General features: G+C 32.4%; 9 protein-coding genes. All 9 read left to right on the forward strand.

From position 1 onward, the window contains the following. The first annotated feature begins 75 nt into the window (after nucleotides 1-75). The 9 genes from bsdtb5_RS05265 (at nucleotide 76) to bsdtb5_RS05305 (ending at nucleotide 16172) form a co-directional block, all read left to right on the forward strand. Nucleotides 76-2367, forward strand: a complete 2292-nt coding sequence (locus bsdtb5_RS05265; protein WP_271714989.1) for an ABC transporter substrate-binding protein — start codon at nucleotides 76-78, stop codon at nucleotides 2365-2367. 295 nt (nucleotides 2368-2662) lie between these two features. Then, nucleotides 2663-3559, forward strand: coding sequence for a carbohydrate ABC transporter permease (locus tag bsdtb5_RS05270; protein ID WP_271714990.1), 897 nt, complete (start codon nucleotides 2663-2665; stop codon nucleotides 3557-3559). 44 nt (nucleotides 3560-3603) lie between these two features. Continuing rightward, entirely contained in the window at nucleotides 3604-4458 is an 855-nt protein-coding gene (locus tag bsdtb5_RS05275; RefSeq protein ID WP_271714991.1) for a carbohydrate ABC transporter permease, read from the forward strand. 15 nt (nucleotides 4459-4473) lie between these two features. Continuing rightward, on the forward strand, nucleotides 4474-6510 hold the full coding sequence (locus bsdtb5_RS05280) for a hypothetical protein (RefSeq protein WP_271714992.1): 2037 nt from the start codon (nucleotides 4474-4476) through the stop codon (nucleotides 6508-6510). After that, nucleotides 6497-7684 (forward strand): ABC transporter permease, encoded by a 1188-nt coding sequence (locus bsdtb5_RS05285; RefSeq protein WP_271714993.1) that lies wholly within the window; start codon nucleotides 6497-6499, stop codon nucleotides 7682-7684. The genes bsdtb5_RS05280 and bsdtb5_RS05285 overlap by 14 nt, the downstream gene beginning before the upstream one ends. A gap of 472 nt (nucleotides 7685-8156) precedes the next feature. Further along, nucleotides 8157-10763 carry an ATP-dependent DNA helicase gene (locus bsdtb5_RS05290; RefSeq protein WP_271714994.1) on the forward strand — a complete coding sequence of 869 codons (2607 nt, stop codon included), beginning with the start codon at nucleotides 8157-8159 and terminating at the stop codon, nucleotides 10761-10763. A 120-nt stretch (nucleotides 10764-10883) separates the two neighbouring features. After that, the gene (locus tag bsdtb5_RS05295) at nucleotides 10884-11534 is read left to right on the forward strand and encodes an HAD family hydrolase (RefSeq protein WP_271714995.1); all 651 of its coding nucleotides are present in this window, start codon (nucleotides 10884-10886) and stop codon (nucleotides 11532-11534) included. A 303-nt stretch (nucleotides 11535-11837) separates the two neighbouring features. Continuing rightward, nucleotides 11838-12986: an exonuclease SbcCD subunit D gene (locus tag bsdtb5_RS05300; protein WP_271714996.1), complete on the forward strand. Its 1149-nt coding sequence runs from the start codon at nucleotides 11838-11840 to the stop codon at nucleotides 12984-12986. Nucleotides 12987-12992: 6 nt separating this feature from the next. After that, nucleotides 12993-16172 (forward strand): AAA family ATPase, encoded by a 3180-nt coding sequence (locus bsdtb5_RS05305; RefSeq protein WP_271714997.1) that lies wholly within the window; start codon nucleotides 12993-12995, stop codon nucleotides 16170-16172. Nucleotides 16173-16500 lie beyond the last annotated feature (328 nt).

Here is a 16500-nt window from a genome sequence, read left to right on the forward strand (position 1 = left end):
TTTTTAGATATATATTTGTTATTCTATTATTTGGAAGAAAAAAATTTGTGAAAGTGGAAGAAGGAGGAATTTTTAATGAGAAGAAAAATAGTAGCAATATTATTAGTCTTAGTCTTGGTTTGTGCTAGTCTTATTGGTTGCAATAAAGATAGTAAAGAAACCAAGTCAACGACTGCTAAAAGTGGGGAAGACGCTACAAAGAAGGACAAAGACAAGAATATTAAGATGGGGCGCTATGTAGAAGAAAAGGTTCAGTTACCAGAACTATCTACTAATGAAAATGTATTCAAAATGATTCAGAATAAAAATAAGCAAATAGAGGTATATACAAGGGAAGAAAAGAATTCTAGCATTCATTTTTATTCTTATGTGCAAAAGGAACCAGGTAAATGGGAGAAAAGTACTCCAACATGGTTAAATGATGGTAAAGTGAACAATAATTCAGTTAGTATTGAAAGTATTCTATTAGGTAAGGATGGAAATTACTATGCACTATACTTGTCCTATGCAGGGAATACACAAAAAGCAATTGTTATTAAAGCAACAGATGAAACAAAAGAATCTACAATGATAAATATTCCTTATCTCAATCAAAAAATAAAAGTAGGACAACAATCATTTTATCCATATATTCGGAAAATGGAAGTGATGAAAAATGGTAATTTTATTTTGGATGATGGGTTTAAAGAAAATAAGTTACTAGTATTCTCAAAGGATGGAAAGAAACTAGAGGACATTTCCATTGGGGGAGAACAACATTTAGCATCTTTTGATAATGATGTCATCAGTATTAAGGAAGATAATTCTGGATTTTCTTTCTTCAATACAGATACAAAGAAGGTTGATAAAACAATTGATTACAAAGTTACTACATCAGATATGTTTGAGAGTATGAATCTTGTTTATGCATTTAAAGAGGATGGTACATTATTTATCTGTGATAATAAAGGAATTGAACGGTTACAAAAGGATGGAACCCTTTGGGAGACTGTGGTAGATGGTCAGTTGAACTCCATGAGTATGCCTTCCCTTGGGATTGATAATCTAATCGTTTCAGATAATTCTGGTGAAGAATTTTATGTATCTTATTATTCGGATAATAATGATATACAATTAATGCATTATACATTTGATAAGAATATATCCAGTGTTCCACAGAAGGAAATTAATGTATATTCGCTGAAAGAAAATAAGACAATAAGGCAGTCGGTTGCTCTCTACCAAGCAAAAAATCTTGATGTTCGTGTAAATTATGTAGTTGGAATGGGAGAAGAGGAGGGAAATTCTTCTGATTATATCAGAGCATTAAACACAGAATTATTAGCTGGTAATGGAGCAGATGTATTAGTGTTAGATGGATTACCAATGGATTCTTATATTGAAAAGGGAGTTCTATCCGATCTATCGGATATCATTAAGCCTATGGAAGAGAAGAATGGAATACTTACTAATATCTCAAAAGCATTTTATAAAGATAATAAAATATATTGTATGCCAACTCGTTTTACTGTACCAATCTTATTAGGCAGTAAAGAGGTAATTAATGTATCAGATAGTACAGAGCATATTGTAAAATATATCAATGATACACAAAAAATATATGGTCCAACCATGACATATGCTCAATTAATTTGTGATAATCTAGCCTTGTATAGTGATGAATTTATGAGTGATAAAGGAGTAGATAAAACTCTGTTAACGAAATTTTTAACGAATCTAAAAGTTATAGCAGATAATACTAAGGCAACAGAGTTCGATGAGAGTGGTAATAGCAGGAAAGCAAGCAAAGAACCATATTTTGATATCAATAATCTATTTATGTGTGATAAATATGGTTTCTTAGATAAAGATTATGAAACTGCTTTATTAAGACATGATTCATTAACTATGTTTAACTTTACCATGGGCATGTCTAAGAATAGAAAAGGTATAACTTATGATACGATCAATAATCAATTCGTACCAATAGGCGAAATTGGACTAAATGCTGCAAGTAAAAATAAAGAGATTGCAAAAGACTTTATTAAAATAATACTTTCGAGTGATGTACAAGATACGAATACATTTGATGGATTACCAGTAATACAAAGTTCTTTAGACAAAGAAAAAGAGAGTATGCTTAAAGCTAAGGGTACGATTGGAATAAGTTCAAGAGGGGGTAAGGAATTTTCCTTTGGTACAGCATCAGAATCTGAGATTAATGGATTTATGCAAAAAATAAAAGAATTAAGTAAACCAATGCAGGTAAATCAAATTATTAATAATATGATTCTTGAGAATGCGCTTCCTTATTTTACAGGTAAAAATAATGTAAATCAGGCAGTTGATATAATAATCCAAAAGGTAAATACCTATTTAGAGGAATAATTCAATCGTAGTGATACTGAAAAGGCAGGAATATGTTTCCTGCTTTTTTAAATTTATAGGAAACTTCTTCGAGTTTCCTATAAATTTAAAAAGTACTCCGTGCAGGATGCACACAAGCGCGAAGGGAAGATGTCGCTAATGCGACCGCGCTTGGCGCGAGAGTTTGCATAGCAAACTCTTTGTTCATACACTTAGTGAAAAGAGATGGAATTAATTACAATATTAGAGATTATTTAGAGATATATTTGCTATTCTATACATAGAAAATGGAGATGAGTATGGAGGAATTCAATGTATGCTAAGTAAATTAAAAATCAAAAATATACATCTTAGGTATTTTAGGTATAAGAAAAATAGTGAATTTAAAAAAGCATTATTTTTCTTAGCACCAAGTCTTTTAGGAATTTCAATCTTTGTGCTCATACCATTTGTAGATGTAATTCGAAGGTCGTTTTTCGATGCAATGAATAAAAAGTATGTAGGATTATCTAATTATTATTCTATCTTAGGAAATGAAGCTTTTATTAAAGCGGTAAAGAATACAGTTAGGTTTTTAGGCACTTGTATACCATTATTACTGGTATTAACGCTTCTACTATCGTTGTTGTTATATAAACAGAAAAAGCACAAAGAGTTTTTAAAAATCTCATTTTTATTACCGATGTCCATACCAGTTGCATCTGTAGTGGTACTGTGGAAACTTTTATTTCACGAGAATGGGTTAATCAACGTTTTACTACATCATTTCCATATATCAAATATCAACTTTATCAATAGTGGTAAAGCCTTTTATATATTGGTGTTCACCTATATATGGAAAAATGCCGGGTATGATATGATTCTATGGTTAACAGGGCTTTATGGAATTGATGAATCATATTACGAAGCTGCTAGCGTAGATGGCGCTGGGAGAGTAGCGAAGTTTTATTATATAACGCTTCCTAATCTCTTACCAACTATTTTTATGATTGGAGTGCTTTCCTTTATTAATTCCTTTAAAGTATTCCGAGAAGCTTATTTAATCGCGGGGGATTATCCAAATAATAGTATTTATATGTTGCAGCATATTCTAAATAACTGGTTTGTATCATTAGACATTCAGAAAATGAGTGCGGCAGCAGTGTTAACAATGCTTGTGTTTCTTATTCTGATTCTATTATTTAAATTATTAGATAAGACCCAAGAAGAATGATGGATTTATAAAAGTTTTATTATAGTAAGAAAGGAAGAGATTCTTTGAAATATAAGTTAAGAGAAGAAATAAAAACTACTCTATTAATAGGGCTTACCTTATTGGTATGGATACCATTATGGATGATTCTTAGTGGTTCTCTTATGGGAGAAAGTGAAATCGTACAGAACGTGGGTCCAGTTTTTAATCAATCAAAAGGGATGGCAGATTGGACATTGTTTCCACAATATCTAACAATGAGGCCATTTGTAAAATTACTATTTGATTCACCCAATTTCTTTATTATGTTTTGGAATTCTTGTATTCAGGTAATCCCTATATTAATCGGGCAATTATTGATTGCAACACCAGCAGCATGGGGCTTTGCTCGTTATGAATTTCGTGGTAAAAATATATTGTTTTTTCTATATATCATTTTGATGGTATTGCCTTTTCAAGTAACTATGGTGTCAAGTTACCTGGTACTATATCGTTTTAAACTAATTGATACTCATTTATCGATTATATTACCAAACATTTTTTCAGCCTTCCCAGTATTTATTATGACAAAGTTCTTTAAGACAATACCAAAATCTTTAATTGAAGCAGCAAAATTAGATGGTGCAAATGAAGGTTACCTATTTTTAAAAGTTGGTATTCCACTTGGTAAGTCTGGAATATTCTCAGCATTGGTACTTGGATTTATAGAATATTGGAATGCCATAGAACAGCCTATTACTTTTCTGGTAAGAAAAAAGAATTTATGGCCGTTATCTCTTTACATATCTAGTATTACAACGGAAAAAATCGGGGTAGCGTTCTCAGCATCTGTCATTATACTGATTCCAACGTTGCTGATCTTTCTATATGGACAGAAGTATCTTGAACAAGGTATTGCAGCCTCTGGATTAAAAGAATAAGAAAGGAAATAAAAAATGGAGAAAAAAATAAAGAAAATATTAGTAGGATTCTTTATTATCATGGTAGTCTTAACAATGGTATCAAGAGCAGCAGCATCTATTCTTGTTGCAAAAGTTCAGGTGGATCATGTGAGAAAGAATAATTTAACATATACATTAACTGGGTCAGGAGAAGTGAAAGGAAATTCGAAGAAGTATATTGAATTAAAAGCTGGATATAAAGTAGGTTCGGTAAAAGCAAAGGTTGGAACGAATGTAAAAAAGGGAGAACTTTTATTTCAATACGATGTAAAAAGTATTGTGGATAAGAAAAAGAATCTAGAAGATGAATACAAAAAGTTAGAATTGCAGTATGAAAAGGCTTCATTACTAACCGATAATGGGGATGGTGCTGACCAGGTCATGACTGCAGAATTAGCAGTTGAAAATGCGAAAGATGATATTAAAAATGCTGAGAATGAGATTAAGGATATCAAAAGTACAGTATTAAAAAATAAAAAAAAGCAATATAAAGAACTGGAATCAGAAGTAGATGATCTAAAAGATAGTAAATCAGAAGCTCTTATTACAGCGAGTCGAAATATTTTGGATGCAAATGAAGGTTTAGAAGAACTCAATAAGCCAAAGACCAAGCTAGAAAAAGCATTGGAAGATTATAAGTTTGCAGTTCAAAGTAAGAAAGAAGATTCTATAACAGAATCATGTAACCAATTGTATGATTTATATTATGGTGGAACTTATGAAGAGCATAGACAAAAGGTAGGAGATGTGAAGAAAAGCATTGATAGGGCAAAAGAAGATCTAGACGATATCAAAGTAAAGTGGGATCGAACAATTAATCCGTGGGATCAACTCTCTACCGAAGAGTCAACTGTAAGGGCATATAACGAACAAATATCTCAGAGAGATTCAGAAATAAAAAATGCAAAAAGAGCAATTACAGATGCAGAGGATACCTATAATAATTTAACAAAAAATGATAATCAACTTGATAAACTAATACAAGATTATAGAGCTCAAATAGAGAGGAATAATGTTCAGGATTATACTTACGTAGCATTATACCAAATGCTTTATAAAAAATTTAATATTGATGATGATAAAGCAACCAACCAACAAGAAAAGATTGATCGGGTAAAAGAAGATAAACAGAACATAACATTAAGTTGGGATAAAAAAATACGACAAGCAGAGAAGAAATCTGAGGAACTTGAAAAAGATATCCTAGACATTGAAAGTGGAACTTATGATTATACTGATGATTTAAAAGAAGCTAAAGCAAGATTACTAGAGGCAAAAAGAACATTAAAATCAGCAAAGTTACAAGTATTAACAGGTGAGAAAACAGAGAGTATTCAGAGCAATAATAGAAATGTAGAAATAGATTCCGCTAATTTAGAAAAAGCGGGTATACAAATAGATCTTGATAAAAAGTTGGAAGAAATAAAAAAAATAAACGATTTAATCAACAACAAAGGTGAAGTAAGATCTAGTGTATCTGGAGTGATTCTAAAATCTGATATAAGAAAAGGGCTTATGCTAACAGGATCAGAGCAATATGTCATCGCGCTAAAAGGATTTGAACTTTCAATGACGAAGGATAAGAAGGATATGAAGCAATTTGCTGTTGGGGATGAGATATCAATTACATCAGCAAGTGATGAGGAACCTATTATATCGAATATTGAACGAATACAAAAGCCGGATCAAGAGGGTAAAGTAACATTCACAGCACTCTTACCAAAAGGTAATTACTCCATAGGTTCTAGTATGGATTATTCGATAGGAAAAGAATCTAAAGAGTATTCAATGTGTGTACCAATTAATGCAATTAGGCAAAATTCAAATGGAGCATATGTATTAGTGATTCGTGATATCAGTTCTGTACTAGGAAAAGAGCAAGTTGCATTTGCAGTTAGTGTGAATCTAATATCACAAGATTCCAAGACAGCAGCAGTTGAAGGAACATTACTAAATGATGATCAGATTATTGTAAGTAGCAATAAGAATATTGCGGAAGGAGATCGGGTACACGTTGATGAAGCAGAATAAGGAAAGTATAATCTCCTATGAGTTACAATATTCAAAGTTAACAAAGAAAAAAATAATTCAATATTTAACTCTCTTCGTAATGTTCCTCATCCTTCTTTATTATTTATCGGCGAACTTAGTGGTTGCGATAAATAATAAAGAACAATATAATTCTGAAAGTATCCGATTTGAAGGAAATGGAATAACTCAGAAGAAAATAGAAGATAGCCTTAATATGGAGAGAGATAAAAAAACTAAGACAATACCACAGATTACAGCATATAATCGAATCGATTCAGAGAAAATTGAAAATGACAAGCTAGTGAGAAATATGGATCTATCTGTAATGATTGTGTCTGGAGATATGAGTGTAACTACTCCTATGGATTTATTAGCTGGTAATTATGTGTATAAAGAGGACACTTATGGCTGCCTTATAGATAGTAAGAGCGCTTATCAATTGTTTGGAACAATCAATGCAGTTGGTAGTATAGTAACATATCATAAACAACAATACTATATTAGAGGAGTTGTCAGTACGGATTCTCCGGTGTTTTTTATTCAGAGTAATAAGGAGGATATGGAATATAAAAATCTAGAAATTGTATATCCAGGTCAGAGAAATGCAGAAGAGCTTGTAGAGCAATTCTTAACAAGTAATCAATATCCAAGCCATACGTTAATCGATGGAGTATTCTATGGAGGAATGATTCATTCCTTGCTTTTACTTCCTATTTGGTTATTCTACATGATAGTTACTATTAAAATTGGATTGTACTATAAAAGTAAAATATCTAATGAAGTAGTAAATTCTAGGCTTTATAAAAGTGATAATACAAAAGACTATAAGAAAGGAAATCTGATTGGAATTATATTAATAGCAATTTTGTATATTAGCATGATAATCCTGTGTGGCTACTCTATCCATAAACTGACTGGAAATCCCTTTCGGTTCATGATGAAATACATTCCAACAAAATGGTCAGACTTCGATTTCTGGCCAGAACATTATAAGCTAATAACAGATCAACTGAATCTAATAAAATATCGTATGCCAAATCCAAAGGATGATAGGTTGGTAGAATTATTAACATTGGGGCTACATCGTTTTGCTATTATCAATTTGTTTTATATAATCATATTAATCTATAGTCAGTTACTAAAACATGCCAGAATCAAAAGACAGGAAAGTTGATTCTGGCTTTCTAATATTTTCAAAGAATGTCCATTCAATCGTGGAGTGAAAGCACCTAAAAGCCCCTTTAAGAAAACTTACACGAATATCAATGTAGCACTCTGCATGTTGAGTTTTTGTTTTAAAGAGTATTAGTGATACTTAATGAAAAAAGAATCATTCAATAATCAGAAGGAGTGATGTTTGAGCTTCATTTGCGAGTTCGCTCCTTCTGATTATGTATTGACTGATTCCTTTTTTATTTAGTATCTCTTATACTTCTTTATCCAAAAACACAACATGCAGAGTGCTACATTGATATTCCTCAAGAACTATCAAAGGGGCTTAGCAAAAATCTCCCCCACGATTCAATCACAACCTTCCGATTGCAACAAAATACCACACCAAAACACTTGTACTATTCTACCCATTAATGCTATGATAGAAATAATAGAAATTATAAGATTATAATCTTGTTAGAAGAGGAAGAATCATGTTTCAGATAAAAGATAATGTAATCAAAATATCCGTTCGTAATCTGGTTGAATTTATCTTAAAATCGGGTGACCTTGATAATAGAAGAGTAACAGGTCGTGATACGGAGGCCATGCGAGAGGGTAGCAAACTTCATCGAAAGATACAAAAGAGAATGGGAAGTGAATACCATCCAGAAGTTCCATTAAGTATTATCATTCCGCTTGATTTTAAAGAGGAGGAAGTTGATCTTCTCATTGAAGGAAGAGCAGATGGGATTATATATAATGAGAATAAAATAGAACTTCAGGATAGTGAAGAGGATATGATTGTCCTTACACAAGTAGGTCCAATAAAATCATCTTCCGAAAAGGAAATGGAAGGACAAGATCAAATACAAATATCAAATAAAGATATCGAAGTGATAAAAAGTAATGAGGACATTGATAATATCGACGATAATATCGTTGATCACTTTATGTTCGATGAGTTCGAAAAGTTAAGTTCGAATGAGGACGAAGAAAAACCTAATGTAATTATCGATGAGATTAAAGGTGTATATTTTGATGTTAATTTTCTCGAAGAACCAATCAAAGTGCATAAGGCACAAGTTATGTGCTATGCCTACATGTATGCAGTGAAGCATAAATTAGATAAGATTGGTATACGCCTGACCTACTCCAATATTGAAACGGAAAATATGAAATATTTCAATGAGACATTAGAGTTCGTTGAGTTAGAACAATGGTTTGTTGAAGTTATAAATGAATATAAAAAGTGGGCAGCATGGCAATATCAATGGCGATTACAACGAGATGCATCAATAGAAAAGTTAGAATTTCCTTTTGAATATCGTCCAGGTCAGAAGGACTTAGTAACTGGGGTATATAAAACAATTATACGTGATAAAAAATTATTTATTGAAGCGCCAACTGGTGTAGGAAAAACTATCTCGACCATATTTCCAACGCTGAAGGCAATGGGAGCAGAGAAAACAAGTAAAATATTCTATTTAACTGCGAAGACAATCACAAGAACGGTTGCAGAAGATACCTATCGATTGCTTGTGGCAAAGGGGTTACGCATTAAGGTGGTAACGATAACAGCAAAAGATAAAATCTGCGTCTTAGACAAGCCAGATTGTAATCCGGTTACTTGTGAAAGAGCGAAGGGGCATTTTGATCGAGTAAATGATGCTGTCTTCGATCTATTATGGAACGAACATGATATCTCAAGAGAATTAATTGAACAATATGCCCTAAAACATATGGTATGCCCATTTGAGATGAGCCTTGATATTACCAATTGGGCAGATTCTGTTATTTGTGATTATAATTATGTCTTTGATCCTAATGTATATCTTCGTAGATTCTTCCAAGATGAGAAGAAGAATGATTATGTATTTCTCATTGATGAAGCACATAATCTTGTCGAACGCGCAAGAGAAATGTATAGTGCTTCTCTCTTCAAAGATGATATTCTAGCAGTAAAAAAGATTATGAAACCATTAAGTAAGAATCTGGAGAAGAGGTTCGAGGCATGTAATCAAGATCTATTAAAGTTAAAAAGAGAATGTGAAAACTATAAAGTAATAGATAACATAGGTGACTTTGTAATCCATTTAATGCGCTTACTTACTGATTATGAGGAATATACCAAAGAACATAGTAATTTCGAAGGCTCGGATAAGGCGTTAGAGATATACTTTGATATCAGACATTTCATAAATATGTATGAGTGGATGGATGATAAATATATTATATATAACGATTACGATGAGGAGAGAGGATTTCGAATCAAATTATTATGTATGGACCCTTCTAATAATTTACTAACGTTTTTGGAAAAAGGTCGAAGTACAGTGTTTTTCTCAGCAACTTTATTACCGATTCATTATTATAAAGAGCAGCTAGGAGGAAAAGAGGAGGATTACGCAATCTATGCACCTTCTCCATTTGATACCAACAAACGCTTACTGATGATCGGGAATGATGTGAGTACCAAGTATACAAGAAGAAATGAAAATGAATACGTAAAGATTGTAAACTACATTGAGAATTTAGTAATGCAAAGGACTGGAAATTATCTTGTATTCTTTCCGTCGTACTCTTATATGCAGCAGATCTATTCACTTTTTACTGAGAGAGATATAGATAAGTCTTATGAGGTTATCCTACAGAAAACGAATATGACTGAAATGCAGAGGGAGGAATTCTTAGAACAATTCGAAGAAAATGGAACAATAACGAAGATTGGATTCTGTGTGCTTGGTGGAGTCTTTAGCGAAGGAATTGACCTTACCAATGATCGGTTGATTGGAGTTATAATTGTAGGAACCGGACTACCAATGGTATGCAATGAGAGAGAATTATTTCGAGAATATTATGATCGAACCAAGAATGCTGGGTTTGACTATGCCTACCTCTATGTTGGAATGAATAAGGTATTGCAGTCAGCAGGAAGAGTAATTCGTACCAGTGATGATACTGGAGTCATCTTATTATTAGATGAGAGATTTATGAATACTCAATACAAGAATCTATTTCCAAGGGAATGGTATCCCCATGAGGTGGTCAATGTAGATAAGATGAAGTTTGGGGTACAAGATTTCTGGAACAGAACTTAAGAGAAGACTAGACGTTAGTGTATCAACTTACTTATTTCATTTAATAAGAATAAATCATCAGAAAAAAGGATGGGATAAGATAAAGATTTGGTGCCTCATTAGAAAGGTTAAGGTATTAATATGTACAAGTTAGCAATATTTGATTTAGATGGAACTCTAGCAAATACGTTAGAGTCCATGGCAACTGCAGGAAATGAGATGTTAGTTAAGTTAGGATTTCATGAAAGAAATGTGGAAGAATATAAATATTTCGTTGGAAATGGTTCCGATGTATTGGTGCAAAGGCTACTTAGGGCAGAAGGAGACAAAGATTTAGTACATTTTGAAAAAGCAAATCCAATATACCTAGAACTGTTGGAGAAATATAGAACACATCAAACAAAATTGTATGATGGTATAAAAGAAATGTTAGATTATCTAAAACAAAAAGGGATAAAAATAGCGGTGTTAACGAATAAACCACACGATACAGCGGTGACCGTAGTTGGTGAGTTATTCGAAGAAGGTTATTTTGATAAAATATTAGGTCAACAAGCAGGAATTAAGAAAAAGCCAGATAAAGAAGGAGCAATACGTTTAGCTGAATATTTTCATGTGAGGCCAGAAGAATGTGTCTATGTTGGAGATACAGATGTGGATATGATGACTGGAAATGCAGCTAATATGTATACCATTGGGGTGAGTTGGGGATTCCGTACTGAGAAAGAGCTAAAAGAACATCATGCGCATCGAATTATTCATCAGCCTTCTGAATTATGTGATTTGATTTAAATTGAAATGCGTAAAAAGGATTTGAAAGTCAAAAGTCGTTCTTAACTTAAATTGTGTATATTGATGTATAATTAAGAATTTTGGCGTAGTCCGGCTGAAAGTAACGTTTATATTTTGTCAAGACTCAAAGTAAAAATAGGAACGCTAGTGAGTATTTTTACTTGTTCTGAGGCTTGTAAAAAATATGTTGCTTGAAGGAAAGGTAGCCAAAATTCATAATTATACAGCTATATACACTCGGGGAATTAAAAACGACTTTTGAGATTCTAATCCTAAAGAGTATGATAGCGAAAGGAGCATATAATGAAATTCATTCATACAGCAGATTTGCATATTGGAAAGTTCGTCAATGAATTTAGCATGTTAAAAGATCAAGAATATATTCTGAATCAAATGATTGACATCATAGAGGAAGAACAAGCAGATGGTTTGATCATTGCAGGGGACATATATGATCGATCAATTCCACCAGCAGAGGCAGTATCAGTATTGGATAATTTTCTAAGTAGACTTGTGGATAAAGGCATCAGAATATTCATGATCAGTGGAAATCATGATTCACCTGAACGAATTGGATTTGCAAAGAGTATTGTAGAAGAAAAAGGACTTTATATCGCTGGAACCTACGATGGAAATGCTAGATCAATTACACTACAAGATAAGTACGGTAATCTTAATATTCATTTATTGCCTTTTGTAAAGCCAGCTGTTGTAAAGTATTATTTGCAAGAAGACAAGATAGAGGATTATCATCATAGTGTAGAAGCTATGATTAAAAAGTTTGATATAGTAGAAAACGAGAGAAATATTCTCTTGACCCATTATTTTATCACAAGTGGTGCAACGATACCCGAGATATCAGATTCAGAAAGCGTTATCTCAGTCGGAGGGGTGGATAATGTGGATGCATCAGTATTTGAAGGGTATGATTATGTTGCACTTGGTCATATTCATAGACCACAGATAATAGGTGGTTCGCACATTCGATATGCTGGGTCACCAATCAAATATTCCTTTTCAGAAGTTCATCATAAGAAATCGGTAACAGTAATTGAACTAAAAGAAAAAGGTAAAGTTGATATTCGTACTAGAGAATTAACACCGATTCATAATATGCGTAAAATAAAAGGAAATCTAAAAGAACTGATGAGTGAGGATATAATCAAAGAAGCAGATGTTAATGATTACATTCAAGCTACTCTAACGGATGCAGATGAGATTATGGATCCAATTGGTACCTTAAGAAGTGTGTATCCTAATACGATGCAAGTGATTATTGAGAAAAACATCAAGAATAATGAAAATGTGGTAGCATTTGAAAAAATTAAAAATCGTTCAACCATTGATATATACGAGGAATTCTACCAATCTGTAACAGGACAAGAATTTGATGAGAAAAGATACGAGGTTATGAAAGAGATTATTGAAGAAGCAAGTGGTGAGGAGGTGTAATTCGTTATGAAACCTTTACAATTAGAATTAAGTGCATGGGGATCTTATAAAGATGTAACAAGATTAGATTTTAGCAAATTTTCGGATAGAAGCCTATTCCTAATAACAGGGCCTACAGGAGCAGGAAAAACTACGGTTTTTGATGCAATATCTTTTGCTTTGTATGGAGACGTTAGTGGTAAGATTCGTGAAAAAGCATCTGTTCGAAGTGATTTCGCAAGTCCAGATGTTGATACTTATGTTACTTTACACTTTCTACATAAAGATACTGAGTATATCATAACTCGTTCCCCTAAGTATCAAAGACCTAAGAAGAGAGGGGAAGGATATACGACTTCAAATGAGACCGCAGAGCTTAGGATATCAGAAGAAGCACCAATTACATCATTACAAGAAGTGAATCGAAAAATTGATGAGATCATGGGAATCAACTATGAGCAATTCAAGCAGATTGCCATGATTGCACAAGGTGAATTCTTAGAATTACTGGTATCCAATTCAAGAGACCGAGTGGAGATTCTAAGGAATCTTTTTAAAACAGAACAGTATGAGAAGATACAGAGAATCTTAACGGATAAATCAAAAAAATTATATTCTAGAATATTAGAAGTGAAGAATAAAATGGAAGAAGCAATCACTACCATTGAAGTATCTAAATGTGATGAAACGGATGAAAATGATAACATAGACATACTAGAGCAAAACGATGAGCAAACAATGAATGAAAAATCTCTTGAAGAAGAGTTAGAAGAAGAACTTCATTCTGAATATATTAATTATGATAATCTAGTACTTCTTCTTAAAGAGTATGTGAAAAAAGATAAACAGAAATTAACCAAGTATGAAAAAAGAATAGATGGATTGTCAGTAGAAATTAAGCAGCTTACGATACAAATTAATGAAGGCGAGAATCAGAATCGACAGTTAGAACACTATCAGAGAATCGTTGATGAACTTGGTAAATTAGAAGACAGAAAAAATATTATAAAAACTTTTGAAATACAATTAAAACAGGCAGAAAAGGCTGAGAAGCTAAGAAAAGATGAGATCTTGTATGAGAATGCTAAAACAAGAAGAAATAATGCTAAGCTTAAACAAGAAAATCTTTCAAAAGAAATTAAAGAGATTGATGAGCAATATCAAAAAAGTATATTAAATCTTGAAGAAACCAAGAAATATGATCCCAAAATAGAAAGTCTCAGAGAACAGTACCGTATATTAGAAGGGTATCTTCCACTGCATGAATCGGTTGAAGAAGTCAAAGCAAAGTTAAATGCGTTCGCTTTGCGCTTAAAGAATTATGCTACTGAGTTTAAAGATTTAAAAACTGAACTTAAGGAAAAGAAAGATCAGTTTAATCTTCTCGGGGAGGAAAATAAGGAATATCAAGAAGTAGAAAAATATCTCGGTGAGACCAATCTTACCTTGGTAGAGTTGGAACATCAAATAAATATATTAAAGGAAGCAAGGATTAAAGGAAAGCAATTAAAAGTAGAAAAAGACAAGTTAGCGAAACTTCAATCTACTTATCAGATTGAAAATGATAAATTAATAATTGCGAAAGAAGAATACGAAAAAAATGAGCAAATCTATAAGAAAGCCGCAATTGGATTAGTAGCGAGATATCTTGAAGATAACAAGCCGTGCCCTGTATGCGGTTCGCTAGAGCATCCAAAGAAAGCAGAGATTACTCATGAAGTTATCAAGGAAGATGAGTTAGATGAATTAAAAAGAAAGTATGAAGAAAAACAAGAGAAATATAATCAAATATATAATCAAGCTGCAACTCAAAATGGTATAGTAACATTAAAAGAAGCTGAATTCATGGAACTCCTTACTAAGTTACAATTAGAAGAAGGAGAATTGGAAGAGAAAGAAAATAAACTAATTCTTAAAAAAGAAGAAACTGAGAAAAGAAAAGTTGATTACCATATAAAATTAGAAAGAAAGATTAAAATACAAGAATTAATTATGGAACTTGGATCTTCCATTAATCAAATAGAGCAGAACATGGAAAGAAAAAAAGAAGCCTATGAAGCTGAAAAAAGTGAATTCGATATTCTAAAGGGTAGCTATGAAGAATTAAATAAAAAACTTCCAGAAGGTTTTGATCCAAATGTAGTAAAAACAGAACTGATGTCAATAAAAAAAGAAGAAACTTCACTACTTAGTAAACAAAAAAAGGCAGAAGAAGACTATCAAGAAAAGAAAATGACTCTACATAATAAGACTACTTTGTTTGAAGATTTAAAAATAGAGCAGAATAAGCTTATTGAAGAAGAAAATCAATGTAGAGAGAATTATAACATACAATTAAAGCTTCTAGGGTTCGTATCAGAAGAGAAATATAAAGAGTCGATTCTAGAGGAAGAAAAAATGGATTTGCTATGGAAAGATATCAGGGAGTATTATGACCAGAAGCAAGAAAAAGAAACGATTAAGAAAAACCTAGAAGAAACTTTAAAAGAAAAGAAACGTATAGAGATTGAAATTCTTCTTGAGAAACAAAAAGAGATAGAAATGAATCGAGATATCCTTCAAAAAGAAAAAGAAAGGATTGTTACAAGAAGAATGGGAAATAAAAAAGCAATGGAATCCATTCTTACAAAGATAGCTGAAAAGACAAGTCTAGATGAAGAGTATGGAGTAATCAAAGATCTTGATAATGTAACAAAAGGAAATAATAGTGAACGTTTAATCTTTGAGCATTACGTATTGTCAACTTATTTTGAAGATATTATAAAATCAGCAAATCTAAGGCTATCTATTATGACAAATCATAGATATGAATTGCAGAAAGTTCAAAAAGTATCCGATGCAAGAACAAAAGATAGTCTCGACTTAGAAGTATTAGATAACTATACCGGTAGAACACGTTCGGTAAAGACGTTATCGGGGGGAGAGTCCTTCAAAGCAGCGCTATCTTTAGCACTGGGATTATCGGATATAGTACAAAATAATGCGGGTGGAATTCAAATAGATACCTTATTTATAGATGAAGGCTTCGGCTCCTTAGATTCAGAATCTTTGGAACAAGCACTAAATACCTTGACATCTTTAACAGAACATAATAAAATGATAGGAATCATTTCCCATGTAGCTGAATTGAAGGAAAGAATTGATAATCAGATTATTGTTGAAAAGGGTAACAATGGTAGTTCGTTGAAGATGGTTAGTGTGAAATAGCGAGCCTTCCCCCATTCTCCCAAGGCAGGGTATTGAAAAAATCCCTTATGAAGGTTACTGATAAATAATACTGTATCAATATATGTGCTAATGATTTTGGTTAAAGACGTATAAGAGATACTAAATGAAAATTGAATCAATCAGTACATAACCAGAAGGAGCGAACTCGTTGAAATACACTCAAACAGCGCTCCTTCTGATTATTGAATGATTCAATTTTCATTAAGAATCTCTAATACGCTTTAAAACAAAATCCTAACACATATATTGATACAGTAATATTCAGGGAAGGTTATGAGAGGGATTTTTCGATATCTTTGTTAAAGAT

Origin of the sequence: Anaeromicropila herbilytica (assembly GCF_016591975.1) — a bacterium.
Lineage (GTDB): Bacteria > Bacillota > Clostridia > Lachnospirales > Lachnospiraceae > Anaeromicropila > Anaeromicropila herbilytica.